The 24,686-nt window shown below is 72.8% G+C and carries 21 protein-coding genes; 9 read left to right on the top strand and 12 right to left on the bottom strand.

Features of this window, described 5'->3' with window-relative positions; all coding sequences use genetic code 11:
- Positions 1-156 precede the first annotated feature (156 nt).
- Positions 157-513 carry an iron-sulfur cluster insertion protein ErpA gene (gene erpA, locus ACIBEA_RS32945; RefSeq protein ID WP_214949940.1) on the bottom strand — a complete coding sequence of 119 codons (357 nt, stop codon included), beginning with the start codon at positions 511-513 and terminating at the stop codon, positions 157-159.
- Between the two features lie 291 nt (positions 514-804).
- On the opposite strand from erpA, the gene nadA reads away from it, so the two are divergent.
- Entirely contained in the window at positions 805-1,992 is a 1,188-nt protein-coding gene (gene nadA, locus ACIBEA_RS32940; RefSeq protein ID WP_399266863.1) for a quinolinate synthase NadA, read from the top strand.
- 77 nt (positions 1,993-2,069) lie between these two features.
- Here the strand turns inward: nadA and ACIBEA_RS32935 are convergent, their stop codons facing one another.
- The 3 genes from ACIBEA_RS32935 to ACIBEA_RS32925 form a co-directional block, all read right to left on the bottom strand.
- Positions 2,070-5,246 (bottom strand): efflux RND transporter permease subunit, encoded by a 3,177-nt coding sequence (locus ACIBEA_RS32935; protein ID WP_399266862.1) that lies wholly within the window; start codon positions 5,244-5,246, stop codon positions 2,070-2,072.
- A gap of 152 nt (positions 5,247-5,398) precedes the next feature.
- Positions 5,399-6,085, bottom strand: a complete 687-nt coding sequence (locus ACIBEA_RS32930) for a response regulator (RefSeq protein WP_399266930.1) — start codon at positions 6,083-6,085, stop codon at positions 5,399-5,401.
- A gap of 187 nt (positions 6,086-6,272) precedes the next feature.
- On the bottom strand, positions 6,273-7,130 hold the full coding sequence (locus ACIBEA_RS32925; protein WP_399266861.1) for an adenosylcobinamide-GDP ribazoletransferase: 858 nt from the start codon (positions 7,128-7,130) through the stop codon (positions 6,273-6,275).
- Between the two features lie 69 nt (positions 7,131-7,199).
- On the opposite strand from ACIBEA_RS32925, the gene ACIBEA_RS32920 reads away from it, so the two are divergent.
- The gene (locus tag ACIBEA_RS32920) at positions 7,200-8,018 is read left to right on the top strand and encodes a hypothetical protein (protein WP_399266860.1); all 819 of its coding nucleotides are present in this window, start codon (positions 7,200-7,202) and stop codon (positions 8,016-8,018) included.
- 167 nt (positions 8,019-8,185) lie between these two features.
- On the opposite strand, the gene ACIBEA_RS32915 is transcribed toward ACIBEA_RS32920, so the two are convergent.
- Positions 8,186-8,464 carry a hypothetical protein gene (locus ACIBEA_RS32915; protein WP_399266859.1) on the bottom strand — a complete coding sequence of 93 codons (279 nt, stop codon included), beginning with the start codon at positions 8,462-8,464 and terminating at the stop codon, positions 8,186-8,188.
- 13 nt (positions 8,465-8,477) lie between these two features.
- Positions 8,478-9,272 (bottom strand): PspA/IM30 family protein, encoded by a 795-nt coding sequence (locus ACIBEA_RS32910; protein WP_354383709.1) that lies wholly within the window; start codon positions 9,270-9,272, stop codon positions 8,478-8,480.
- A gap of 272 nt (positions 9,273-9,544) precedes the next feature.
- Between ACIBEA_RS32910 and ACIBEA_RS32905 the strand changes: the two genes are divergently transcribed.
- Both ACIBEA_RS32905 and ACIBEA_RS32900 read left to right on the top strand, forming a co-directional pair.
- Positions 9,545-10,144 carry a DUF3043 domain-containing protein gene (locus ACIBEA_RS32905; protein ID WP_354383710.1) on the top strand — a complete coding sequence of 200 codons (600 nt, stop codon included), beginning with the start codon at positions 9,545-9,547 and terminating at the stop codon, positions 10,142-10,144.
- 101 nt (positions 10,145-10,245) lie between these two features.
- The gene (locus ACIBEA_RS32900) at positions 10,246-10,953 is read left to right on the top strand and encodes a class I SAM-dependent methyltransferase (protein WP_399266858.1); all 708 of its coding nucleotides are present in this window, start codon (positions 10,246-10,248) and stop codon (positions 10,951-10,953) included.
- 72 nt (positions 10,954-11,025) lie between these two features.
- Here ACIBEA_RS32900 and ACIBEA_RS32895 read toward each other — a convergent pair whose 3' ends face one another.
- A complete protein-coding gene (locus tag ACIBEA_RS32895; protein ID WP_399266857.1) occupies positions 11,026-11,238 on the bottom strand; it encodes a hypothetical protein in 213 nt (70 codons plus the stop codon).
- 117 nt (positions 11,239-11,355) lie between these two features.
- Here ACIBEA_RS32895 and cobU point away from each other — a divergent pair, with 117 nt between their 5' ends.
- The 5 genes from cobU to ACIBEA_RS32870 all read left to right on the top strand — a co-directional run bounded on the left by cobU (position 11,356) and on the right by ACIBEA_RS32870 (position 17,748).
- Positions 11,356-12,567, top strand: a complete 1,212-nt coding sequence (gene cobU / locus ACIBEA_RS32890; RefSeq protein ID WP_399266856.1) for a bifunctional adenosylcobinamide kinase/adenosylcobinamide-phosphate guanylyltransferase — start codon at positions 11,356-11,358, stop codon at positions 12,565-12,567.
- 164 nt (positions 12,568-12,731) lie between these two features.
- On the top strand, positions 12,732-13,823 hold the full coding sequence (gene cobT, locus ACIBEA_RS32885) for a nicotinate-nucleotide--dimethylbenzimidazole phosphoribosyltransferase (RefSeq protein WP_399266855.1): 1,092 nt from the start codon (positions 12,732-12,734) through the stop codon (positions 13,821-13,823).
- A gap of 83 nt (positions 13,824-13,906) precedes the next feature.
- A complete protein-coding gene (locus tag ACIBEA_RS32880) occupies positions 13,907-15,775 on the top strand; it encodes a phosphatidylglycerol lysyltransferase domain-containing protein (protein WP_399266854.1) in 1,869 nt (622 codons plus the stop codon).
- 2 nt (positions 15,776-15,777) lie between these two features.
- The gene (locus tag ACIBEA_RS32875) at positions 15,778-16,515 is read left to right on the top strand and encodes a hypothetical protein (RefSeq protein ID WP_399266929.1); all 738 of its coding nucleotides are present in this window, start codon (positions 15,778-15,780) and stop codon (positions 16,513-16,515) included.
- A 51-nt stretch (positions 16,516-16,566) separates the two neighbouring features.
- Positions 16,567-17,748 carry a sensor histidine kinase gene (locus tag ACIBEA_RS32870; RefSeq protein ID WP_399266928.1) on the top strand — a complete coding sequence of 394 codons (1,182 nt, stop codon included), beginning with the start codon at positions 16,567-16,569 and terminating at the stop codon, positions 17,746-17,748.
- Positions 17,749-17,766: 18 nt separating this feature from the next.
- Here ACIBEA_RS32870 and ACIBEA_RS32865 read toward each other — a convergent pair whose 3' ends face one another.
- From ACIBEA_RS32865 to ACIBEA_RS32845, 5 genes are all read right to left on the bottom strand, one after another.
- Positions 17,767-18,621, bottom strand: a complete 855-nt coding sequence (locus ACIBEA_RS32865; RefSeq protein WP_399266853.1) for an endo alpha-1,4 polygalactosaminidase — start codon at positions 18,619-18,621, stop codon at positions 17,767-17,769.
- Complete coding sequence (locus tag ACIBEA_RS32860) at positions 18,618-19,268, bottom strand: spherulation-specific family 4 protein (protein ID WP_399266852.1); 651 nt, start codon at positions 19,266-19,268, stop codon at positions 18,618-18,620. The genes ACIBEA_RS32865 and ACIBEA_RS32860 overlap by 4 nt, the downstream gene beginning before the upstream one ends.
- 27 nt (positions 19,269-19,295) lie before the next feature.
- A complete protein-coding gene (locus ACIBEA_RS32855) occupies positions 19,296-20,828 on the bottom strand; it encodes a hypothetical protein (protein WP_399266851.1) in 1,533 nt (510 codons plus the stop codon).
- Positions 20,825-22,351 (bottom strand): GT4 family glycosyltransferase PelF, encoded by a 1,527-nt coding sequence (pelF, locus tag ACIBEA_RS32850; RefSeq protein ID WP_399266850.1) that lies wholly within the window; start codon positions 22,349-22,351, stop codon positions 20,825-20,827. Before pelF ends, ACIBEA_RS32855 begins: the two co-directional genes overlap by 4 nt.
- 238 nt (positions 22,352-22,589) lie before the next feature.
- On the bottom strand, positions 22,590-24,578 hold the full coding sequence (locus ACIBEA_RS32845; RefSeq protein ID WP_399266849.1) for a hypothetical protein: 1,989 nt from the start codon (positions 24,576-24,578) through the stop codon (positions 22,590-22,592).
- Positions 24,579-24,686 lie beyond the last annotated feature (108 nt).

Here is a 24,686-nt window from a genome sequence, read left to right as displayed (position 1 = left end):
CAGCCGCCGGGGGGCGCCGGGAGGTTGGGCCCGGGCCCCCGGGCACCGCCGCGCCCCCGCCTGCCGCGGGGCCCCGGCCCCCGCCGGCGGGGGGGGCCCCCCCCCCACCCGGGGGGGCGGGCCCCTCCGTGCATGGGTGCCGAGACGGCTCAGGGGTTAGCTGAACGAGTCGCCGCAGGCGCAGGAGCCCGTGGCGTTCGGGTTGTCGATCGTGAAGCCCTGCTTCTCGATCGTGTCGACGAAGTCGATCGACGCACCGTGCAGGTACGGGGAGCTCATCCGGTCCGTGACGACCTTGACGCCGTCGAAGTCCTTGACCACGTCACCGTCGAGGGAGCGCTCGTCGAAGAAGAGCTGGTAGCGCAGGCCGGAGCAACCGCCGGGCTGGACGGCGACGCGAAGCGCCAGGTCCTCGCGGCCTTCCTGCTCCAGCAGCGTCCTGACCTTCTCGGCGGCGGCGTCGGACAGGAGGATGCCGTCGCTCACAGTGGTCTTTTCGTCCTGAACGGACATCTGCATTCACTCCCGAAGTGGGCGGCTTCCCGGCGGGGGCAGGGAAACGTCGGTCGGACTCTTGCCGTCGGTGGCAACGAGCGCGGCCGCCGATTCATTCCGGGTCCGGCGCTTGTTCCAGACATTCATGCTCGCACACCTGTCGGCCGGGCGAATGCGTCACATCGACACTATCGGCATCGTCAAAGTGACGTGAAGCGGTTATGATAGATAACGTCAAATAGACGAGAAGTCGCAGTACCCCGCAGTGCAGTACCCCTCAGTGCAGTCCCTAGTCGCAGAACAGAAAGGGTGCGTGTCGTGACCACCGCCCAGCCCTTGGACGTCCAGCCGACGCCCCTTGCCCTGCTGCTGCTCGGCCGTGAGGCCGACCCCAAGAGCGAGCGCGGGGTGGAGTGCCCCGGCGACCTGCCCTCACCCTCGGACCCCAACCTGGTGGCCCGTGCCCGCGCGGCCAAGGAGAAGCTCGGGGACAAGGTCTTCATCCTCGGCCACCACTACCAGCGCGACGAGGTGATCGAGTTCGCCGACGTCACCGGCGACTCCTTCAAGCTGGCCAAGGACGCGGCCGCCAAGCCGGAGGCCGAGTACATCGTCTTCTGCGGCGTCCACTTCATGGCCGAGTCCGCGGACATCCTGACCACGGACGACCAGAAGGTCGTCCTGCCGGACCTGGCCGCCGGCTGCTCGATGGCCGACATGGCCACCGCCGAGCAGGTCGCGGAGTGCTGGGACGTGCTGACCGAGGCCGGCATCGCCGACGTCACGGTGCCCGTCTCGTACATGAACTCCTCCGCCGACATCAAGGCCTTCACCGGCAAGCACGGCGGCACGATCTGTACGTCCTCCAACGCGAAGCGGGCACTGGACTGGGCGTTCGAGCAGGGCGAGAAGGTCCTCTTCCTGCCCGACCAGCACCTCGGCCGCAACACCGCCGTCCGCGACATGGGCATGTCCCTCGACGACTGCGTCCTGTACAACCCGCACAAGCCGAACGGCGGCCTGACCGTCGAGCAGCTGCGGAACGCCAAGATGATCCTGTGGCGCGGGCACTGCTCGGTGCACGGCCGCTTCTCCGTGGAGTCGGTCGAGGACGTCCGCGCCCGCATCCCCGGTGTGAACGTACTGGTCCACCCCGAGTGCAAGCACGAGGTCGTGGCCGCCGCGGACTACGTCGGCTCGACGGAGTACATCATCAAGGCGCTGGAGGCGGCCCCGGCCGGCTCCAAGTGGGCCATCGGCACCGAGCTGAACCTGGTCCGCCGCCTGGCGAATCGATTCGCCGCCGAGGACAAGGAAGTCGTCTTCCTCGACAAGACGGTCTGCTTCTGCTCGACCATGAACCGCATCGACCTCCCCCACCTGGTGTGGACCCTGGAGTCCCTGGCCGAGGGCAACCTCGTCAACCAGATCCAGGTGGACAAGGAGACCGAGAGCTTCGCCAAGCTCGCCCTGGAGCGCATGCTCACCCTCCCGTAACCGAGCCCCCCGCCCATGCCGAAGGGCCGCCCCCCACGTGGGGGGCGGCCCTTCGGCATGGGCGTGCGTTCGTGAGATCAGACCCTGACGGGGCTTTCCTCGTCCTCCGTGGCGGGGGCAGCGGTGGGCGTCGGGCGGGGTGCGCGCTTCGCCGCGCGCTTTGCCGCGCGGCGCTCCTTGCGCAGTTCCACCATCGTGTAGATGGCCGGGACCAGGAGGAGGGTCAGCAGGGTGGAGCTGACCAGGCCGCCGATGACCACCACGGCGAGCGGCTGCGAGATGAAGCCGCCGCCGCCCGTGACGCCGAGCGCCATCGGGAGCAGGGCGAAGATGGTCGCCAGGGCCGTCATCAGGATCGGGCGCAGGCGGTGGCGACCGCCCTCGACGACGGCTTCGACGACCCCGAGGCCCTGGGCCCGGTACTGGTTGACCAGGTCGATCAGGACGATCGCGTTGGTCACCACGATGCCGATGAGCATCAGCATGCCGATCATCGCGGGCACGCCCATCGGAGTGCCGGTGATCAGGAGCAGGCCGAGCGCGCCGGTCGCCGCGAAGGGCACGGAGACCAGCAGGATCAGCGGCTGGACGAGCGAGCGGAAGGTCGCCACCAGCAGCATGAACACGATCGCGATGGCCGCGAGCATGGCCAGGCCCAGCGAGCCGAAGGCGTCGTCCTGGTCGGAGGAGACGCCGCCGATGGTGGCGGTGGCCCCGTCGGGCAGGTGCAGGGCCTTGAGCTTGGCGCTGAGCTCGGTGCTGACCGCGCCGGTGTTGTCGCCGTTCGGCTTGGCCGTGATGGTGGCGGCGCGGGCGCCGTCGATCCGGGTCATCGCGACCGGGCCCGGGACCACCTTGACGTCGGCGATGTCACCGAGCTTGACCGGGCCGACCGGCAGCGCCTGGAGTTCGGCGAGGGTCTTGGCGGGCTGCCCGGAGGCGATGACCACGTTGCGCTCGGTGTTGCCGAGGAAAGCCTTGCCCGCGGGGGTGCCCTGGACGGCCTGGGCGACGAGTCCGCCGAGGGCGGCCTGGTTCAGGCCCGCGTCGGCGGCCTTGGAGTTGGCGGTGACCGAGATGCGGGGCACCGACTGGGAGAGGTCGCTCTGGACGTCGCTGACGTCCTTGAGCTTGGCGACCTCGGCGCGGACCTGCTCGGCGGCCTTGGCGAGGACGCCGGCGTCGCCCGCCTTGACGACCACGCTGAGGTCCGTGTTGCCGAAGGCGGCGCCCGCCGAGACCGTGGTGCGGCCGATGCCGTCGAGCTTGGCCAGGTCGGTCTCGATGCTCTTCTGGACGGCCTCGCCGTCCTTGGCGTCCTTCAGGGTCACCTGGTAGGACGCCTGGTTGGTGCCCGTACCGCCGCCGAAGGCCGCCATGAAGCCGGAGGAGCCGACGGTGACCTGGTAGTCCTTGACGCCGGCGGTGCCCGCGAGGACCTTCTCCACCTTGCGGCTCGCCTCGTCGGAGGCGGACAAGGAGGTGCCGGGGGCCAGCGCCTGCTTGATGGTCAGGACGTCCTGCTCGCCCTTGTCGAAGAAGTTGGTCTTCAGCAGCGGGGCCATGGCGAAGGTGGCGACGAGGAGCGCGCACGCGACGGCCACGGTGGCCAGGCGGCGGCGCGCCACGAAGCGCAGCACCCGCACGTAGAAGGTCTGGAGCCGGCTGTGCGACTCCTTCTCCTCGGCGGCCCGCCGGACGGCCTCCACGGTGGCCGGGTCGGCCCCGTCCATGCCCTTGGGGGCGCTGAGGAACCAGTACGACAGGACCGGTACGACCGTCAGGGACACCAGCAGCGAGGCCAGCAGGGCCGCGGTCACGGTGAGCGAGAAGGAGCTGAACAGCTCGCCGATCATGCCACCGACCAGACCGATCGGCAGGAAGACGGCGACGGTGGTGAGCGTCGAGGAGGTGACCGCGCCGGCCACTTCCTTGACCGCGGTGATGATCGCGGCCTCGCGCTCCTCGCCGTAGGACAGGTGCCTCTTGATGTTCTCCAGGACCACGATGGAGTCGTCGACCACGCGGCCGATGGCGATGGTGAGCGCGCCCAGCGTCAGCATGTTCAGCGACAGGTCGCGGGTCCACAGCACGATCAGCGCGAGCACGATGGACAGCGGGATGGAGACCGCGGTGACCAGGGTCGAGCGGATCGAGGCGAGGAAGACCAGGATCACGATCACCGCGAAGACCAGGCCGAGCAGGCCCTCCGTGGTGAGGCTGGAGATGGCGGTGGCGACGGCCGGGCCGTTGTCGCTGACCATCGTGAGGCCGGCGCCGGCGCCGAGGGCGGTGCGCAGCTCGGGCAGCTTGTCCTTGACGGCGTCGGAGATGGCGACGGAGCTGCCGTCCTTGTCCATCGTGAGGACGACGGCCAGGCTGGGCTTGCCGTTGGTGCGGGTGATGGAGACGGCCTTGGCGGGCTCCTGCTTGACGGTGGCGACGTCGCCGAGGCGGACCGCCGGCTTGCCGCTCGGCGCCGCGCCGCCCGCTCCCGCGCCCGCTCCCGCGCCCACGCTCAGGCGCAGGTCCTCCAGTTGGGCGAGCGAGGTGTAGCCGCCGCCGACGCGGACGGTGCGGTTCTTGCCCTCCTCGTCGAAGGCGCCGGCGGGCATGGTGGCGCCGCCCGCTTCCAGGCCCTTGGCGAGCGCGGCCGTGTCGAGGCCGGCGGCCGCCAGCTTGGCCCGGTCCGGGGTCACGGTGACCTGGAGGTCCTGGACGCCGTTGACGCTGACCTGGCCGACGCCCGGGATGTCCTCCAGGACGGGGACGACGCTGCGCTGGAGCTGGTCGGCGAGGGCCTGCTGGTCCTTGTCGGAGGTGGCGGCGAGGACGACGGTGGGCATGTCGTCGGTGGAGCCGGCCACGACCTGCGGGTCGACGTCGGCGGGCAGCCGGACGCGGGCCCGGTTGACGGCCTGCTGGACGTCGGCGACGAGCTGCTTGGTGCCGCTGTCGCCGAAGTCGAACTTGGCCATGATGAGGGCGTTGCCCTCGCTGGCGGTGGAGGTGATGCCGGTGATGCCGTCGACGCCCTTGAGGGTGGCCTCGATCGGTTCGATGACCTGCTTCTCGACCACGTCGGGCGAGGCGCCCTGGTACGGCGCGAGGATGGACACCATCGGCAGCTCGATGGAGGGCAGCAGTTGCTGCTTGAGCTGGGGGATGGCTATGGCGCCGAACAGGAGCGCGACGATCGACACGAGGCCGACCAGTGCCCGTTGGGCAAGGCTGAAGCGGGACAGCCAGGACATGGGTGAGATCTCTCTGCCGAGTTGAGCGAGGGTCGTCCCACCTTCTCCCCCGCCACGGTGCCCGGACGTCGCCCGCAGGTCCCGTCCTTGTCCCGCGTGTACCGCGTCCGCAGTACGCCCGACTACTCAGGACTGCTCAGGACGACTCGGAACTACTCGGCTCGGGGCCGCACCAAGCCCGATTCGTACGCAATGACCACCAATTGAGCCCGGTCCCGGGCGCCGAGCTTGGCCATCGCGCGGTTCACGTGGGTCTTCACGGTGAGCGGGCTGACCTCCAGCCGGCCGCCGATCTCGTCGTTGGACAGGCCGCCCGCGACCAGGCCGAGCACCTCGCGCTCACGGCCGGTCAGGGCGGCGAGCCGTTCGGCGTGGGCGCCCGCGGCGGCGGCCGGCGGGGCGCCGCCGCCCTGGGCGAGGAAGGTGGCGATGAGGCCCTTGGTGGCGGCCGGGGAGAGCAGCGCCTCGCCGGCGACCGCGATCCGGATGGCGTTGAGCAGCTCGTCGGGCTCGGCGCCCTTGCCGAGGAAGCCGGAGGCGCCCGCCCGTAGGGCCGCGGCGACGTACTCGTCGACCTCGAAGGTCGTCAGCATCACCACGCGCACGCCGGAGAGTTCCGGGTCGGCGCTGATCATCCGGGTGGCGGCGAGCCCGTCGGTGCCGGGCATCCGGATGTCCATGAGGACCACGTCGGCGCGCCGCTCGCGGGCCAGCGCGTAGGCCTGCGCGCCGTCGGCGGCCTCCCCGACGACCTCCATGTCGGGCTCGGAGTCGACCAGCACCTTGAAGGCGCTGCGCAGCAGGGCCTGGTCGTCGGCGAGGAGCACCCGGATGGGCACGGCGGGGGGCTGCGGGTCGCTCGGCGTGTGTTCCACGGGAAGAGAGCGTACGTCGCCGGGCCGACCCGGCGGCCACTCCAGCCCGGCGGGACTGACTTTGGCCGGGCCCGACTGGAAGGGTCCCGGGGCTCCGCCCGGACCCGCGCCTCGAACGCCGGCGAGGCTGGAAGGGTCGGGCCCGACCGAGTCAGCCCAGGGCGAGGACCACCAGCGCCGTGGTCGCCGCGACCTCGGCCAGCGCCCCGAAGACGTCACCGGTGACCCCGTCGAAGCGCTGCACGCACCGGCGCAGCAGGAGTTCGGCGGCGCCCAGCCCGGCCAGCACGGCCACGGCGTGCTGCGTGGCGGCGGGCAGCCCCGACGGCAGGGCGGCGGCCGCCGCGGCGGCGACGGCGAGCGCGGCGACCGTGGCCGCCGACCGGATCGGCACCACGCCCGCGACGGCCGCGCCGAGGCCTTCGTGGCGGGCCGGGGGCACCCCGTCGCGCGAGGCCAGGGTCAGGGCGGTCCGGGCGGCGACGGCGGCGACCACGGTGGCGAGGGCGCCGCGGAACCAGCCGTCGGCGTAGGCCTGGGCGAGCGCGGCGCTCTGCACCAGGAGGGCCAGGACCAGGCAGATGACGCCGAACGGCCCGATGTCGGACTGCTTCATGATGCGCAGCGCGGTGTCGGCGGGCTTGGCGCTGCCCAGGCCGTCGGCGGTGTCGGCCAAGCCGTCGAGGTGCAGCCCGCGGGTGAGGGCGGCGGGCACGGCCACGGTGACGACCGCGGCCAGCAGCGGCGACGCCCCGAGGAGGAGGAGCAGGCACCCCGGCACGGCCGCGCAGAGCCCGACGACCAGCCCGACCAGCGGGGCGCAGGCCATGCCGGTGCGGGCGGCCGGGCGGTCCCAGCGGGTGATGCGGGCGGGCAGCACGGTGAGCGTCCCGAAGGCGAAGCGCAGGCCGTCGCGGAGCGAGGCGCGTTCGTCGGGCGGGCTCAGCGGCGGGCCCGGCAGGGGTTCCGGGGACGGTTCCGGAGGCGGATCGGGGAGCGGATCGTTCACCGCCGGAACGGTACCCGCTCAGCACGGAAGGTAAATTACCCAATACATGCCAAATGGGGAGCTGGTGTCATGGGTCACTGGTGGTACCGCAACATCGTGGAACCGGGGAAGCTCCCGCTGTTCCTCGCCCTGCTCTCCTTCGTACTGTCCTTCCTGGTCACCCGCACGATCACCCGCCTGATCCGGGCCGGCCGGGGCCCCTTCAAGAACATCACCCCGGGCGGCGTGCACGTCCACCACGTGGTGCCCGGCGTGGTGCTGACGATCATCGGCGGTTTCGGCGCCGTGGGCAGCGGCCGGCACGGCGTGGGGGCGCTGATCTCGGCGGTGCTGTTCGGGCTGGGCGCCGGTCTGGTGCTGGACGAGTTCGCGCTGGTCCTGCACCTGGACGACGTGTACTGGAGCGAGCAGGGCCGCAAGAGCGTGGAGATCGTGGTGCTGACGGCGGCGCTGGTGGCGCTGGTGCTCGGCGGGTTCCTGCCCTTCGGGGTCAACGACCTGACCGTCGACGAGCGGCACAACCGCGGGCTGGTCGTGATGAACACGGCCACGAACTTCTTCCTGGCCCTGGTCGCCCTGTGGAAGGGCAAACCGCGCACCGCACTGCTGGGGACGGTGATCCCGTTCGTGGCGCTGGTCGGCGCGGTCCGCCTGGCCCGGCCGGATTCGCCGTACGCGCGCCGCTTCTACACGAACCGCCCGCGGGCCCGGGCCAAGGCCGGGCTGCGGGCGTTCCACCACGACCGCCGCTGGGCGGCGCCCCGCCGTCGCTTCGAGAACTTCATCGGCGGCACCCCGGACCCCGACCACGGCCCCGGCCATGGCCCCGGCAAGGTCACCCGGGCCGTGCGGGCCCGGATCAAGGGAACGAAGGACACGAAGTCCTGAGGCCGGGTCGGGGTGGGTCGCGGCGGCGGTGCCGTGACGGGGTGGGGTGGGGTGTCTCCTCGGCTCGCGGCTGCGGGCCGGTCGGAGACTGCGTCCGGTGGTGACCGCTCGTCCTGCGGGGACACCCCACCCCGTCACGACCCCACCACCCCGACGCGGGGACGCCCTCAGCCCGGGATGAGCCCGTCGGAGTTGAGCATCTCCCGCACCTCGTCCAGACTCGCGTCCGGCGCGGGCAGGATCAGCTCGGAGGGCGCCAGCTCCGCGTCCGGCAGCGGGCTGCCGAGCCGGCGCACGGCGTCGAGGAGGCCGCCCAGCGTCCGCCGGAAGCCCTCCTCGTCCCCCGCTTCCATCTCCGACAGCAGCTCGTCGTCCAGCGCGTTGAGCTCCACGAGGTGCTCGTCGCCGAGCCGGACCTGACCTTCCCCCATGATGCGGACGATCATGACGGACCCCGTTCTACTGCTTGTCGAAGCGGTGCTGGGGGTGCGGCTGCTGCGCGTTGCCCGCGCCGCCGCCCTCGATGGCCTGCTGCTGGGCGGAGGGGCCGCCCGCCAGTTCCTGCTTCATCCGGGCGAGCTCCAGCTCCACGTCCGTACCGCCGGAGAGGCGGTCCAGTTCGAGCTGGATGTCGTCCTTGGAGCCGAGGCCGCTCTGGTCGTCCAGGGCGCCGGAGGCGAGCAGCTCGTCGATCGCGCCCGCGCGCGCCTGGAGCTGCGCGGTCTTGTCCTCGGCGCGCTGGATGGCGAGGCCGACGTCGCTCATCTCCTCCGAGATGCCGGAGAAGGACTCCGCGATCCGGGTCTGCGCCTGGGCCGCGGTGTAGGTGGCCTTGATGGTCTCCTTCTTGGTGCGGAAGGCGTCCACCTTGGCCTGGAGGCGCTGCGCCGCGAGGGTCAGCTTCTCCTCCTCGCCCTGGAGGGTCTGGTGCTGCACTTCGAGGTCGCTGACCTGCTGCTGGAGCGAGGCGCGGCGGGAGAGGGCCTCGCGGGCGAGGTCCTCGCGGCCGAGCGCGAGGGCCTTGCGGCCCTGGTCCTCCAGCTTGGCGGACTGTCCCTGGAGCTGGTTGAGCTGGAGCTCCAGGCGCTTGCGGGAGGTCGCGACGTCGGCGACTCCGCGGCGCACCTTCTGGAGCAGTTCCAGCTGCTTCTGGTACGAGTAGTCGAGGGTCTCGCGCGGGTCCTCGGCCTTGTCAAGGGCCTTGTTCGCCTTCGCGCGGAAGATCATCCCCATACGCTTCATGACACCGCTCATGGGCTTCGCGCGCCCCCTTCTGAAGGACTTCGGCTCGTGGTGACCTACAGAACCCACACTACGGGCCCTGTCTCCATTACCGCACTGTTCGAGTGCGGTTGCGCTCCTCCTCCAGGACGACCTCCGCTCCGCCCTGTCAGGCTGAAGGAGTAGGTGACCCCCCTGGAGGCGGGCGCGGCGGGCGGACCCGCCACCGGTTAAGACGCCCGCCGTTGCGGGATCGTTCCCCGCCGGGGTGGGGGCCATGCCCGCAACCACGTAGGCTTGGTTTCGTGTTTGGTAGCCGCTCCTCCAAGGAAGAGAAGGCCGCCGCCACCGACAAGGTGAGCGCCGACCTCTCGCAGACCCGTGACCCGCAGGCCCCGAAGGGCCGCCCGACGCCGAAGCGTGCTGTGGCCCAGTCGCAGCGCAAGGCCGTGGTGGCCTCGACCGGCAACCGCAAGGAGGATGCCAAGCGCAACCGTGAACGTCGGCGGGAGGCGATGACCAAGCAGCGCGAGGCCCTCGCCAACGGCGACCAGCGTTACCTGCCCGCCCGCGACAAGGGTCCGGTGCGCAAGTTCGCCCGCGACTTCGTCGACTCCCGCTTCTCCGTCGCCGAGATGTTCCTGCCCCTCGCGGTGATCATCCTGGTGCTGAGCATGGTCCGGGTCCCGTCGATCCAGAACATCGCCCTGCTCCTTTGGCTCGGCGTGATCGCGCTGATCATCGTCGACTCGATCGGCCTGTTCATCCGCCTGCGCAAGGCGCTGAACACCCGCTTCCCGGACGAGCCCAAGCGCGGCGCCGTCGCCTACGGCCTGATGCGCACGCTCCAGATGCGCCGGCTGCGCCTGCCGAAGCCGCAGGTCAAGCGCGGGGAACGGCCCTGACCGGAGCGTCGCCCGCAGCCGCGGGCGACAGCTTCGCGGGCGGTGCCCGGCTGTGGCTGGAGGGACTGGGGGGCCTGCGCAACGCGGTCCGTCAGGAACTCGTGGGCCGTCAGGTCGACGAGCAGATCGCCCAGCGCTTCCCGGTGGGGCAGCGCCTGCGCGTCCTGGACGTCGGCATGGGCCAGGGCACCCAGGCCCTGCGCCTCGCCCGGGCCGGGCACATGGTGACCGGCCTGGAGCAGGACCCCGGCATGCTGGCCGTGGCCCGCGAGGCGCTGGACGCCGAGCCGGCCGGGATCCGTGACCGGGTCCGGCTGATGGAGGGCGACGGCCGGGAGACCGGCGCGCACTTCCTGCCGGGCAGCTTCGACGTGGTGCTCTGCCACGGCGTGCTGATGTACGTACCGGAGTCGGACGGCATGCTCGCCGGGCTGGCCCGGATGCTGGCGCACGGCGGACTGCTGTCCCTGCTGGTGCGCAACGGCGACGCCCTCGCGATGCGCCCGGCGCTCACCGGTGACTGGAAGGCCGCGCTGGCCGCCTTCGACACCGTCGACTACACGAACCGGCTGGGCCTGGACGTGCGCGCCGACCGGCTGTCCGCGCTGACCGGGACCCTGTCCGGGATCGGCGCGCCGCTGCAGTCCTGGTACGGCGTACGGGTCTTCACCGACGGCAGCGAGGCCGGCGAGGTACTGCCCCCCGAGGGCGAGCTGGAGCTGTTGCTCGCCGCCGAGGACCGGGCCGGGCGCACCGACCCCTACCGCGGGGTCGCGGCGCTGCTGCACCTGTGCGGGGTCCGGGGCTGACCCCCCGGGCCGGAGCCCGATCCGGTTCAGCGTCCGTGTCCGGGGGACCTCCCCCGGACCGGACGGCCGGCCTCAGGCGTTCAGGGCCTCGCGCAGGCTCATCGTGTAGAGCTCGGTGCCGCCGTCGTCGGACAGCTTCACCTTCTCCGTGCCGCCTTCGAGCAGTTCCTTCCAGTACTCACCGATCCAGGACTCCGCGTCGCCCTGCGTGGTGAACTCCTCCGGCGCCACCGCCGGGGTCGACTCGCTGCCCTCGGCCGTCTCGAACCGCCACGTCCACGCCATGTCCGCCTCCGTTGCTCGTCCGGCACCCGTCCGGTACGCGTCCGGGTGCTCCCCGTGAGTCTGCCCGCAGAGTAACCGGGCGCGCACCACTCCCGCCGACACGGGAGGATCATCTGTGTGGAACTGACTCTGCTGGGCACCGGCACACCCGAAGGACTGCCCCGCCCCGGCTGTCCCTGTGCGGCCTGCGCCGTCTCCGTGGGCACCCGGGTGCGGGCCGCGACCGCCGTACTGGTGGACGGTGCGCTCCTGCTCGATCTCACCCCCGGGGCCGTGCTGGCCGCCGCCCGGGCCGGACATTCCCTGGGCGGCGTCCGTCAGGTGCTGCTGAGCCACCCGCACGACGGGCCCGCGGTCGAGCTGCCGCCGGGGCTGCCCGCCGCCGGCCGGGTGCCGGACGGCCAGCGGCTGGCGGTGATCAGCGGGCACCGGGTGCGGGCGGTGGCGATGGACGCGCCGGGCACCGGGTACGAGGTGATCGGGCCCCACGGGGACCGGATGCTGTACCTGCCCCCCGGCGGGGCGCCGGCCGGGACCAACGGGACGGCGGAGCAGCCGTACGACATGGTCCTGCTGGACGTGCTGGGGCGGCCCGAGGCGCTGGCCCGGCTGCGGGCGAGCGGCGCGGTCGGCCCGGCCACCGACGTGATCGCCGTCCACCTCGACCACGACGTGCCGCCCGGCCGCGAGCTGGCCCGCCGGTGCGCGGCGACCGGTGCGCGGGCGGTGCCGGACGGGACCACGCTGACCGTCGGCGCCTACCACGCGGTGCCGGACCTGCCCCGGCGCACGCTGGTGCTGGGCGGGGCCCGGTCGGGGAAGTCGCTGGAGGCGGAGCGGCGGCTGGCCGCCTTCCCCGAGGTGCTCTACGTCGCCACGAGCGGCACCCGCGAGGGCGACCCGGAGTGGGCGGCCCGGGTCGGGCTGCACCGGGAGCGGCGGCCCGGCAGCTGGCAGACCGTGGAGACCTGCGAGCTGGTGGAGCTGCTCGACGCCGACGACGCGCAGGGCCCGGCGCTGCTGATCGACTGTCTGGCGCTGTGGCTGACGGACGCGATGGACCGGGCCGGCGCCTGGGACGACGAGACGTGGGCGGGCGGCGGGCAGAAGGAGCTGCGCCGGCGCACGGCCGCGCTGGTGGCGGCCGTCCGCGCGACCCGGCGCCGGGTGGTCCTGGTCAGCAACGAGGTCGGCGCCGGGGTCGTCCCGGCGACCTCCTCGGGGCGGCGGTTCCGCGACGAGCTGGGGCGGTTGAACGCGGCGGTCGCGGCGGAGTGCGAGCACGTCCTGCTGGTGGTGTCGGGCCAGCCGCTGGCGCTCAAGGACTGACGCTCCGCCAGCTCTCGGGCAGGACCCCGTCAGGTCTCGGCCAAGGCCCCGTCAGGTCTCGGCCAGGGCCCCCGGGGGCCGCCCGCCGGAGCCGCCGGGCGGGGCGCGGACCCGCGGGCGGGCGGGGCACGAACCGGCGCGCGGGCACGGGTACCCTTCGGCAGATGACCACGCTGAATCTCGACGACTTCTCCGATCTGATCGAGCGCCCCGACGGGGGCGTCCGGCGTGACGCCGAGGATCGCCGCGAACGGCTGGCCGTGCCCGCCGGGGCGCTCGGGCGGCTCGACGAGCTCGCCGAGTGGCTGGCGGCCGCGCAGGGCCGCGTACCGGTCGCTCCGATCGCGCGGCCGCGCGTCGTGCTGTTCGCCGCCGACCACGGGATCGCGGCCCAGGGCGTCTCGGCGCGCCCCGCCTCCTCCGCCCACCTGCTGGTGCGGTCCGTGCTCGACGGGAACAGCCCGGTGTCGATCCTGGCGGCCCGCTTCGGCGCGGGGCTGCGGGTCGTGGACGCGGGCCTGGACTGCGATCCGGGGCTGCTGCCCGAGGACGTGGTCAAGCACCGGGTCCGGCGGGGCAGCGGGCGCATCGACACCGAGGACGCGCTGACGGTCGAGGAGGCCCGGGACGCCATCCGCCTCGGCATCTCCATCGCCGACGAGGAGGCCGACTCCGGTACGGACCTCGTGGTCCTCGGTGACCTCAGCGTCGGCGGGACCACGGTCGCCGCCACCCTCGTCGCCGCGCTGTGCGGCACGGACGCCTCCGTGGTCACCGGGCGCGGTGGCGCGCCCATCGACGACCTGACCTGGATGCGCAAGTGCGCGGCGATCCGTGACGCGCTGCGCCGGGCCCGCCCGGTCCTGGGGGACCAGGTGGCGCTGCTCGCGGCGGTCGGCGGGGCGGACGTCGCCGCGATGACCGGATTCCTGCTGCAGTGCGCGGTGCGGCGCACGCCGGTGATCCTCGACGGGATCGTCTCGGCGGCCTGCGGGCTCGTGGCCCAGCGGGCCGCCTTCCGGGCCCCGGACTGGTGGTTGGCGGGACAGGCGAGCGGCGAGCCGGGACAGGCGAAGGCGCTGGACCGGATGGCACTCAACCCGGTGCTCGACCACGGCGTCTCCGTGGGAGAAGGAACCGGGGCGTTGCTCGCCCTCCCCCTGGTCCAGGCGGCCGCCGCGCTCGCGGCGGACCTCCCGGAGCGGACGACCGGGTCCGACGGGCCGGCCGAAGAGGCCGTGCCGTTGCCGGAGTAAGGGGTCGGGAAACCTCAGCGCCCTGACCAGGCCGGGGTCTTCCGACGCTCCAAGGGAAGGCGGGCCCCATATCATCGCTTTCCATGGGAGAGGTCCGTTTGACCAGCGCAGATTCCGTCCGGAGCACCGACCGAGGACCCGGCGGCGATCCGAGCGGCAGGAAAGACTCCGGCGCGGACGCCGGAAAATCGGGGGGCGGCCGGGAGACCGGCAGAGGGAGCGCCCGATCAAGGCGCAGTGCCGCGTTCGCGGTGTGGTACCTGCGCGCCGTCACCTTCGTCAACTTCCTCAGTGCGGTGTGGCTTTCGCTCGGGCAGGACCTGCGCGACCACAACACCGCCGACTTCTACACGCCGTACCTGCTCACGGCCGGTTTCGCGTCCGGCCTGTTCTCGCTGCTGCTCGCGGTGACGATGGGCCGCCGCAAGCGGGCCGCGTGGATCCTCAACCTGGTGCTCAGCGGGCTGCTGTTGCTCGCCTTCGCCCTGGTGACCTTCACCTCGTACTACCCCGAGTTCCGTCAACACACCCAGAACTGGGTGTCGCTGGCGCTGACCGCCGCCTTCGTCGGAGCGCTGTTGCTGGGGCGCAAGGAGTTCTACGCGCGCGGTGACCGCTCGAACCCGAAGCTGGCGACCGTGGTCGGCGCCGTGGGCCTGCTGCTGACCTCGCTGATCGCGGCGCTGCTGGTGGGTGCGACCAACCACGCTCCGGACCAGTCCGGGGTGACGTTCTTGACCCGCTGGCGCTACGGCGCGATGCGGCTGGTCACCCTGGCCCCCGATGACCAGGCGCTGAGCGGGATCGCCACGCCCGGCTGGGTGGACGTCTTCATCAACGTGATGTCGACGGTGCTGCTCCTGGCGGTGCTCTTCGCCGCCTTCCGTTCCCGCCGGGCGGTGGATCCGATCACCGAGGCCGACGAGGAACAGCTGCGCGCGCTGCTCGCCAAGCAGGGCGACCGCGATTCGCTGGGCTACTTCGCGCTGCGCCGGGAGAAGAGCGTCATCTGGTCCCCCACCGGCAAGGCCGCGGTCACCTACCGGGTGATCGGCGGGGTCTCGCTGGCCTCCGGCGACCCGATCGGCGACCCCGAGGCGTGGCCCGGGGCGATCGAGCCGTGGCTGGCCGAGGCCCGGGAGCACGGCTGGGTGCCCGCGGTGACGGGTGCGAGCGAGGAAGCGGGCACGATCTACGCCCGGCACGGTCTGGACGCCCTGGAGCTGGGCGACGAGGCGATCGTGGAGACCGCCGACTTCACGCTGGAGGGTCGCGCGATGCGGACCGTCCGGCAGGCCTACAACCGGGTCAAGCGGGCCGGGTACGACGTCCGGATCCGGCGGCACGCGGACATTCCGGCCGACGAGATGGACTTCCTGCTCCGGCGGGCCGACGACTGGCGCGACGGTGCGACCGAGCGCGGCTTCTCGATGGCGCTGGGCCGGCTGGGTGATCCGGCGGACGGCCAGTGCGTGATGCTGGAGTGCACCGACGGCAACGGCGACCTGCGGGCCGTGCTGTCGTTCGTGCCGTGGGGGCCCAAGGGCCTCTCGCTCGACCTGATGCGCCGTGACCGGGATTCCGAGAACGGCCTGATGGAGTTCATGGTCATCGAACTCCTGGAGCGTTCCAAGGAGATCGGGGTCACCCAGGTCTCGCTGAACTTCGCGATGTTCCGTTCCGTCTTCGAGCGCGGATCCAAGCTCGGCGCGGGGCCGGTGCTGCGGATGTGGCGCTCGCTGCTCAGCTTCTTCTCGCGGTGGTGGCAGATCGAGTCCCTCTACCGGGCCAACGCCAAATACCGGCCGATCTGGGAACCGCGGTTCATGCTCTTCGAGAAGAGTTCGGACCTGCTGCGGATCGGTATCGCCGCGGGCCGCGCCGAGGGCTTCCTGGAGGCTCCCGGCCTGCCGAAGTGGCTGCACCGCAGACACCTGGAGACGCGCCGTTGACCCTGCCGACCACAGCCTCCCTGAGGCGGTTCGCCCGCCGCGAGTGGGGGCCCCTGTACTGGACCGTTCGGGACACGCTCGTCGCCAAGAGGTGGCGGGCGGTCCCGATGTCGCTCGGCGCGGTCGCTCTGACCTCGATCTTCCAGATCGTGCAGAACCAGTCGTGGGGCTTCCAGCCGGTGCAGAACCTCGGGTCGGTGAAGGCCGCCGACCCCATGTGGCTGGCCCTGATCCGAACCCCGCTGTCGCTGTTCGTGCCCGCCCTCGACCTGCCGGTGTGGGGCGCGCTGCTCCAGATGCTGCTGGTGTTCGGGATCGCGGAGATCTGCATCGGCTGGTGGCGGACGCTGCTGATCGGGTACGTGGCCACGCTGGCCGGTACGACGTACGCGCGGATCGGGCTGTCGCTGAGCCCCGAGCACCCCTTCGGGCTGCCGCTGACGGACCGGGTGGTGAACGACACCGGGCCGTCGGCGGCGGTGGTCGGGCTCGCGGTGTTCGTGTGCTGGCGCTACCGGGCGTACGTCACCGGGGGGCTGGTGATCGCCGTCATGATCATCGAGGTGATCGTGAAGAACAACCTGGCGGGCAAGGAACACCTGGCGGCCATCGCCGCCGTGATGGTGGTGTGCGTGGTGCGCGCGAAGTGGGGCCCGGACCGGCGAAACGTCCCTCCGGGCCGTAGGCCCCCGGCCCCGCCCGCCCGTTCCGCTTCGGGCGGGCCGCAGGCCGTACCGTAGCTTCCCGTGACCACACCCTTCGGGCCGTCCGTGGCCGGCACCCGGCAGTGGATGCGCGCGCACCCGCTCGTCACCGATGCCCTGGTCGCCCTCGGGGCGTTCGCGACGATGCTCCTCGGGTCCTTCGCCGACCCGCACGGACCGCACGGGCAGCCCACCTTCGGCACCCGCGTCCCCCACCTGCTGTCCCTGGTCCTGATGGTCCTGGCGGCGGCGGCCCTGGTGCTGCGCCGCCGCCACCCGCGCGCCGTACTGGCCGCGACCAGTGCGCTCACCCTGACCGAGCTGGTCACCGGGGAGCCGCGGGCGCCCGTCGCGATGGGCGCGGTGGTCGCCCTGTACACGCTGGCCTCCCGCACCGACCGGCCCACGACCTGGCGCGTCGGCCTGCTCACGATGGCCGCGCTGACGGGCGTGGCGATGCTCGCCGGGCCGCTGCCCTGGTACGCGCAGGAGAACCTCGGGGTGTTCGCCTGGACCGGGATGGCCGCGGCGGCCGGGGACGCCGTCCGCAGCCGGCGCGCCTTCATCGACGCGATCCGCGAGCGGGCCGAGCGCGCGGAGCGCACCCGCGAGGAGGAGGCCCGGCGCCGGGTGGCCGAGGAGCGGCTGCGGATCGCGCGTGACCTGCACGACGTGGTGGCGCACCACATCGCGCTGGTCAACGTGCAGGCGGGGGTGGCCGCGCACGTCATGGACAAGCGGCCGGACCAGGCCAAGGAGGCCCTCGCGCACGTCCGCGAGGCCAGCCGCTCCGCACTGAACGAGCTGCGGGCCACCGTCGGGCTGCTGCGCCAGTCCGGCGACCCGGAGGCCCCGACCGAGCCCGCGCCGGGACTCGCCGTGCTGGACGCGCTGGTGGACACCTTCCGGCACGCCGGGCTGCCGGTGGACGTGATCGTCCAGCTCGGCCCCGACCCCGAGCCCGCGCTGCCCGCCGCCGTGGACCTGGTGGCGTACCGGGTGATCCAGGAGGCGCTGACGAACGTGCGCAAGCACGCCGGTCCGGGCGCCCGCGCCGAGGTGAGCGTGGTCCGGGTCGGGGCCTCGGCCGAGGTCACCGTGCTCGACGACGGCGGCAGCGGCGCGGATCCCTCGCCGCAGCCCGTGGACCCGGGCGGCGGCCACGGGCTGCTCGGCATGCGCGAGCGGGCGGGCGCGCTGGGCGGCTCCTGCTTCGCCGGCCCCCGCTACGGGGGCGGCTACCGGGTGCACGTCATCCTGCCGGTGTGAGCGGGGACCACGGCCGGCTCAGCAGGTCTTGCGCCAGGCGTCCAGGTCGTACTTCTTCTGCAGCGAGCTGATCCCCAGCTCCTTGGAGCGCGCGCAGAAACGGCCGAGCGGCAGCTCGTACTCCACGTGGAAGACCGCCTTGCCCGCCGCCACGAAGGGGCTCAGCCGCTCGCACTCCCCGTACTGCGCGCACTGCTCGTTGACCGCGAAGTCGAAGTCGCCCACCAGCTGCGGGATCTGGTCCAGGTCGTTCTTGAGGCCGACCGCGAGCCCCCGGTCGTGCGCCAGCTTCGCGATCAGCCGGTTGTAGCGCAGCTGGTCCTCGGCGGTCAGCGGGAAGCCGGACGCGTTGCGGTAGCCGTCCATGTTGTCCGGTTCCACCGCGTCGAAGCCCTTGTCCCGGCACATGTCGAAGCGCTTGGCGATCAGCGGTTCCAGCTCGGTCAGCCGCCGGACGTCGAGCCAGCGCTCCCCTTCCCAGCCGTTGCCCTTGCCGAGCATGTCCTTGGGGAAGTCCCCCTCGTCCGGCCGGAAGTCCTCCCACGCGCCGGTCGACAGGTAGCAGATGACCTCCCGGCCGTCCTTCTTCAGTCCCGCGACCTGCTCCCTTGTGGTGGTGAACCCGTCCACGTCGTAGACCGGCGCGTCCACCGAGGTGTCCAGCTTCCCGGTGAGCTGCCACTGCCAGCCGAGGCCGGGCTTCGGCTGCCAACGCTCCCCCGGCGCCCGGCTGGGCGCCGGACCCGGGCCGGGACCGTCCCCACCGTCCCCGCCGTCGTCGTCCGGGCCCGCCGTGCAGGCCGCGAGGAGCAGCAGCGGCAGCAGCCAGAGCAGCCGCCGGCCACCCGCTCCCGCGGCGAGCGGTCTCCTCATCCTGCGGCCTCCAGCGCGTACGGCAAGGTCCCCCACGGGTGCGCCCCGGTGCCCGGGACCGCGCAGTGCACCGCCGCCCCGCGCTGCGCGGCCAGTTCGGCCGCGGGGGCGCCCGGCGGGACCGCGTACACCAGGTGGCAGAACCGCTGGGCGGGATGGTCGGCGGTCCACGGCGGGACCGCCGCCGCGTCCCGGTAGGCGTCCCACGGACCCTCGAAGGTGACCAGCAGGTCGGCGAGTTCGGCGTACCCGGGGTGCGGGTGCACGCCGTGGTTGAGTACGAGCGTACGGGCGCCGGCGGCCCGGGAGGCGACGGCGAGCCGCCGGTAGTGGGCCAGCTGGTCCCCCTCGGCGGACGCCTGGTCGAGGAAGGCCCCGTCCGTGCCGTACCACTCGCGGTGGCGCAACAGGTCCTGGACGACGGCCGCGTGCGGGCGCCGTCCGTAGTCGGTGTCGGCGTAGCCCAGGACGGGCACGCCCGCCGCGCGCAGCCGCTCCGCGACCGCGGCGAACCGCTCGTCGGGGGCGGTGCCCGGACCGCTGTCGGGGTTGAGCACCACCGAGTGCAGCCGGCCCGCGGAGCGGATCAGGGCCTCCCAGGCCTCGGGCCGGTCGGCGGGGTGCTCGTACAGGGGCACCAGCAACATGTCTTCCTTCACTTCCCTCTGGTCGGGTCAGCGGTGCGCCGTGGCACGGCCGAGGAGTACGCAGACCAGCCCGGCCAGGGCCGCTGCCGCCGCCCCCGCCACCACCAGCTGGACCAGCCGGGGCTGGCCGAAGCCGGTCAGCAGGGCCAGGCTCTGTGCCCCGGCCGCGCTCGCGCACACCCCGGCGGCGGCCCGGACCGCGCCGAAGGACTGGAGCAGCAGCCCGGTCCACATCACGGTGCCGAGCAACAGCAAGGTCGCCACCCGGACCCCGCTGAGCCCGGGCGCCCCGGTCCACAGCAGGGTTCCGGCGATGCCCAGGGCGAGGAGCACCGTCAGGTACGAGGCCAGGCACTCGGCCAGGGTCGCCACCATCCGCCCCCAGAACGCCCGGGGCGAGCGAGCGGCCCGCAGCCCCGCGAGGGAGCCGCTGCGGAAGCGGTGGAGCAGCCATTCGGCGGGTCCCATGCTGAGCGTGAGGGCCACCGCCGAGGGGGCCGCGACCGCCTCGGCGGGGCCGCCCGCGAGCACCTCTCCGAGGGCGGCGTAGAGCACGAGGAGGCCGGTACCCAGACCGAAGACCCCGAAGGGCACCGAATCCCCGAGCCGGGGTCCGCGCGGCGCGAACTCCTCCTCGGCGCCCCGCAGCATCCGCCAGCGGACCGTCCCCTCGCCGGGCCCCCGCCGGAGCCGGTCGCGGACCCGGCGGGCCGCCGTCCGCACCCCCTCGACCAGCGGGAGCTCCCGCAGCGCCAGGGTGCAGGCCCCGAGCAGCGACAGCAGGAGCAGGGCCACCCGCAGCGGCGTCGCCAGCCCCACGACCAGCGACACCACCGCGCCCGCCGCCATCGGCGCCAGCGCGCACAGCAGCAGCCGTTCCCGGCCGAGCACGAGCAGGACCGTCGCGGCCCCGACGTAGAGCGCCTGCCCGGCGGCGAAGGCGTAGGAGAAGGCGGGGCCGCCGGGCACCGCCAGGGCCGCCGCACCGCCCAGCAGGGCGCCCGCCGGGGCGCCGACGAGCAGGGTCCGGCCGGCGGCGGCCCGGTCGCCCAGGCCCAGCCAGGAGTAGGCGCGGTGGGACAGGGTCTGGTCCCAGACCCAGCCGATCAGGGCCCCGGCGAGCAGGGTCAGCGTCCCGGCGGGCAGCCCGAACCGGTCGGGCGGACCCTCCAGCAGGGGCGCGCCCAGGACGTAGGCGAGCCCGGGCAGGGCGAAGATCAGCCCGCGCAGCAGGCAGGCGGTGAGGGAGACCTTCCAGGGGTCGGGGGTCTCGGCGGGTTCGGGGAAGGACCGGGGCACCCGGGCGTACAGCTCCTCGGCGAGGCCGAAGGAGTCGTGGCGGCCGTAGGCGAGCCGGATGTGCTCGTCGGTCATGCCGTCGGATTCGAGGACGGCGGCGATCTCGTCGGGGTGCACGGCGGCCGCGATGAAGGGGGCGAGCCGCTCGGCGAGTTCCTCCATCGGGTCGCCGGCGGGCGCCCCCGCCCCGGCGCGCCGGGGCCGGGGGATCGCGGGCAGGGTGTCGCCGCCGGGGGTCTTGAGCCAGAGGGAGCCGCTCACCACAGGCTCCCGTCGGCCGCCAGTTCGCGGTACCAGGGGTCGGCGAGCCGCTGGGTCCAGTCGTCGCCGGCGCGGACGGGCAGCACGGGCTGGCCGGCGAGCTCACGGTAGATGTGCCGGAAGCCGTCCACGGACCGGTGGAGGGTGAACTTCTCCACGACCCGCTTGCGCGACCTGCGGCCCAACTCCGCGCGGCGGGCGTCGTCGCGCAGCAGCGCGAGGGTGGCCTTGGCCATCAGCTCCGGTTCGCGGGGCGGTACGACGAGGCCGGTGTCGCCGACGGCCTCGCGGACCCCGCCGACATCGGTGGAGACGGTGGTGCGCCCGCAGGACATGGCCTCGATGATGCTGAAGGGGAAGCCCTCGCTGATGCTGGAGAGCATCACGATGCTGCCCGCCGCGTACGCCCGGGCGACGTCGTCGATGCGGCCCTCGTAGGAGATCCCGTCGGTGACCCCGAGTTCGACCGCGAGCTTCTCCAGGCTCAGCCGGTAGTCCTCGCAGCCCGCGGGGACGGGCCCGAAGAGCCGCAGCCGCAGGGCGGGGAGCTCCTCGCGCATGAACGTGTAGGCACGGATGAGGGTGTCGAGGTCCTTGATCGGGTCGATGCGCCCGCACCAGCTGAGGGTGGGGACCGCGGGTTCGGGTCCGGCGTCGGGGAAGGCGTGCGGGTCGACGCCGTTGTAGACCGTGCGGATCTTCTCGGAGGGCGCACCGCCGCGCTCCTCCCAGCGCCGGTTGTACTGGTTGCAGGGGGTGATCAGGTCGGCCTGGCGGTACCCCTCGCCGTTCAGCTCGCGGTAGAAGGCGAGCAGCAGGGCCTTGACGGGCCAGCTCTGGGCGGCGGTGCGGTAGCCGAGGTAGCGCTCGCGCAGGTAGATGCCGTGCTCGGTGAGCAGGAACGGGACCCCGTCCAGGCGTTTGGCGGCGAGCGCCGGGAGGGTGGCGAGGCCGCTGCTGACGGCGTGCGCGACGCTGTCGGGCGGGATCCGGACGGCGAGCGGGCGCAGCGCGTGTTCCAGCAGGTCGGTCGCGGTGAGCGCGTCGTGGATGGTGGGGGCGGCGCCCGCGGTGGGCAGCTCCGGGCGGGTCCACACGGCCATGAGCGTGCGCAGGACGGATTCGGAGCGCAGGGCCGTGGTGAGCCGGCCGGCCCGGGCGTGCACGGCGAGTTCGCGCAGGGCGGCGGAGAAGGCGGCGTTGCCGGGGCCGGGTCCGGGATCGAGCAGGGAGAGCAGGAACTGTTCGTAGGTCTCGGTGAAACGGCGGTGGGCCTTGCCCCGCGGGGCCCAGCGGCGGCCGCGGACGGGGGCCTGGCCCCAGAGCGGTACGGCGGTGTGCCGGTAGACGTTGCGCGGCAGTTCCCAGGTGACCGGCTCGCGACCGGAGCCGGTCAGGGCTATGACGTTGAAGTCCACCTCCGGCATCCCCCGGACGAGCTGGTCGCACCAGGTGCTGACGCCCCCGTGGACGTGCGGATAGGTGCCTTCGGTGAGCATGGTGACGTGACGCCCATGACTCATGCGGTGTGTCCCCCCAGGACGGAAAAGGGGCCGGCGCCCGTGGGTTCGCGGAGCGCCGGCGCTGTGGTGCGGCGTGCTTGTCGTGTGCTGCGTGCGGCGTGCTTGTCGCGTGCCGCGTGTCGTGCGGGCGCCGTTCAGCCCTGGCGGGTCGGCCGGGCGGGCCGGTTCGGCTGGGTGGGCCGGTTCGAGCGGCCGGAACGGTTCAGTCGGCCGGAACGGTCCGGTCGGCCGGAACGGTTCAGCTCGGCAGCTTGAGCGTCACCGCGGACTGGAGGACCTCAGGCGCGGTCCAGTCGGACCGGTTGCCCGCGTAGGCGGTGCCGAAGACGGAGGTGCCGAGCAGCAGCTGCTTCTTCGTGCCTTCGGGGACCGTGACCGGCGCGACGACCCCGCTGGGGGCCTTGACCGTCACGTCGGTGCCGATGCGGTAGGCGGTGACCTGGCCCGCGGCGATCGCCTTGGCCCAGGCGGTCCGGCGGCTCAGCTCTACGCCGGAGTCCTTCTGGCTCTGGTTCACGATCGGCGTGCTGGGCGCGTACAGGGTCCGGTAGGTGTCCAGGACCTGGTTGAGCACCGGGTAGAGGGTGCGGTCCTCGGCGAGGTTGGCCTGGTGGACGTAGTGCGGCCGGGGGTCGTTGGAGAGCACGTGCCGCAGGGCGGTCCGGGTCTCCTGGGGGACGATGTAGTTCAGGAAGCCGGTGGTGGCGTCGAGGGGGGCCGGCAGGCAGGTCGAGGTCGCCGGGTTGTCCTCGCACAGGCCGCTGCCGCCGTCGGCACGGCTGGTGTAGATCCAGTTGTACTCGTCGGCCATCTCCGCGTTGGTGCCCGTGTTGTAGTACACGTTCATCGGGTACCGGGGGACGGTCTGGGCGGCGCCGACGGCCCGCATCTCCGGCTCGCGGGAGTTGTCGCTCGCGGTCCACTTCACGCCGTTGTCGGCGAGCGCCCCGGCCAGGTTGGGGTTGTCCACGGGCTGCTGGGGCGCCACCTTGAGGCCCGAGTGCTCGCCGGTGACCAGCTCGGAGCGGTCGGTGGTGATGCCCTTGGACGCGGCCCAGTTGTTGTTGTCGCTGATCTGCTTGGAGATGTCGGCCCGGGTGGTCCACTGGACGGCGCCCTGGGCGTTGGTCTTGCAGGTCCAGGGGTTGGTGTCGACGTTCTGCAGGCACCCGAGGAAGAGGTGCGTGTAGGTGTGGTTCACCCAGCGGTACTTCGCCTTGTCCGCGATCAGCTGGGTGACGAGCGGGTCGGCGCCCGCGTGCTCGCTCTTCCACTCCTCGCCCGCGCCGGCGTTGAAGACCATGTCGAGCTTGAAGTTCTTGCTCGTCTGCCACTGCGCGAGGTACTGCGCGTCGGCGGCGGTCATCCGGATGTCGCTCTCCTGGCCCGCGCCGCCCGCACAGGCGTAGTCGCCCGGCGTGCAGTTGAGGTCCTTGCTCCAGCGCGCGTCCGGCGCCAGCACGTCGTCGACGTGGACCGCGAAGTAGCTCCGGCTCTGGCCGAGGTGCACGCCCTGCGTGAGCCACTCGACGATGCCCCGGGCCAGCAGCCGGAACTGCTGCTGGTACTGGTTGTACCCGAAGGTGACCACCAGTTCCTTGCGCCCGTCGTGGGCGTACTCACCGACGAGCGAGGCCCGCCCGGAGCCGACCGGGGCATCGAGGTAGCTGGTGTAGCCGGCCCGCGGCTTGGCCATGAAGCCGTAGCTCTCGGGGATCAGCGGCGAGTTGTCCTCGAAGGCGACCTGGCCCCCCAGGTACCCGAAGGGACCGGCCTTGCCCGCCGTCGTGACGGCCGCCTGGGTGCCGTCGAGCGTCCCGCTGTAACCACCGTTGTCCGTGTACTCCAGACCGACCTCCGGGTGCGCCCAGGTGTAGGCGTCCACCTGCCGGATGCCGTACGTCGTCTCGTAGGCGCTGAGCGCGGTCATTTCGGCCGAGCCCGCTCCGAACGGGTTCTCGTTCGGCAGCACCACCCCCTGGAACTTGGCGCGCGGGCGGCCGTCGACCGTATCGGCCAGGTACGCCGCATTGATCACCGGGCGGCTGCTGCTGCCCAGGTCGACGCGGGTGAACGGAACCCCGGTGCTGGTGAGTTCCGCGGTGATCGCCTGGACGGAACTGCCGCCGTCGTCGACGACCAGCACCTTCAGGTCGACCCGTGGCGCCGTGGCCGCCTGGGCGGTCGCGGCGGGTACTGCGACGGACATCAGGGCGGTCGCAGCCATGGCGGCGGCAACCCTGTTCATCCGGTTCTTGTTGACCATTTCGGCCTTTCCCCCCGCAGGCTCCCCACGACCTCGGCCATGGCGGACGGCCGAATCGAGGAGGCTCTG

Source organism: Streptomyces sp. NPDC051555 (assembly GCF_044454405.1).
In the GTDB taxonomy this organism is placed as follows: domain Bacteria; phylum Actinomycetota; class Actinomycetes; order Streptomycetales; family Streptomycetaceae; genus Streptomyces.
Note: the sequence above shows the minus strand (reverse complement) of the source record. Positions and strands in the feature narration are given on the sequence as shown.

Excerpts from the sequence above, each read along its gene's own strand:
- ACIBEA_RS32860 (WP_399266852.1), bottom strand. The coding sequence starts at position 19,268 with ATGTTGCTGGTGCCCCTGTACGAGCACCCCGCCGACCGGCCCGAGGCC.
- ACIBEA_RS32895 (WP_399266857.1), bottom strand. The coding sequence starts at position 11,238 with ATGGCGTGGACGTGGCGGTTCGAGACGGCCGAGGGCAGCGAGTCGACC.
- ACIBEA_RS32865 (WP_399266853.1), bottom strand. The coding sequence starts at position 18,621 with ATGAGGAGACCGCTCGCCGCGGGAGCGGGTGGCCGGCGGCTGCTCTGG.
- ACIBEA_RS32920 (WP_399266860.1), top strand. The coding sequence starts at position 7,200 with ATGGGTCACTGGTGGTACCGCAACATCGTGGAACCGGGGAAGCTCCCG.
- ACIBEA_RS32915 (WP_399266859.1), bottom strand. The coding sequence starts at position 8,464 with ATGATCGTCCGCATCATGGGGGAAGGTCAGGTCCGGCTCGGCGACGAG.
- ACIBEA_RS32910 (WP_354383709.1), bottom strand. The coding sequence starts at position 9,272 with ATGAGCGGTGTCATGAAGCGTATGGGGATGATCTTCCGCGCGAAGGCG.
- pelF (WP_399266850.1), bottom strand. The coding sequence starts at position 22,351 with ATGAGTCATGGGCGTCACGTCACCATGCTCACCGAAGGCACCTATCCG.
- ACIBEA_RS32935 (WP_399266862.1), bottom strand. The coding sequence starts at position 5,246 with ATGTCCTGGCTGTCCCGCTTCAGCCTTGCCCAACGGGCACTGGTCGGC.
- erpA (WP_214949940.1), bottom strand. The coding sequence starts at position 513 with ATGTCCGTTCAGGACGAAAAGACCACTGTGAGCGACGGCATCCTCCTG.
- ACIBEA_RS32870 (WP_399266928.1), top strand. The coding sequence starts at position 16,567 with ATGCGCGCGCACCCGCTCGTCACCGATGCCCTGGTCGCCCTCGGGGCG.
- ACIBEA_RS32845 (WP_399266849.1), bottom strand. The coding sequence starts at position 24,578 with ATGGCTGCGACCGCCCTGATGTCCGTCGCAGTACCCGCCGCGACCGCC.
- cobT (WP_399266855.1), top strand. The coding sequence starts at position 12,732 with ATGACCACGCTGAATCTCGACGACTTCTCCGATCTGATCGAGCGCCCC.
- ACIBEA_RS32880 (WP_399266854.1), top strand. The coding sequence starts at position 13,907 with ATGGGAGAGGTCCGTTTGACCAGCGCAGATTCCGTCCGGAGCACCGAC.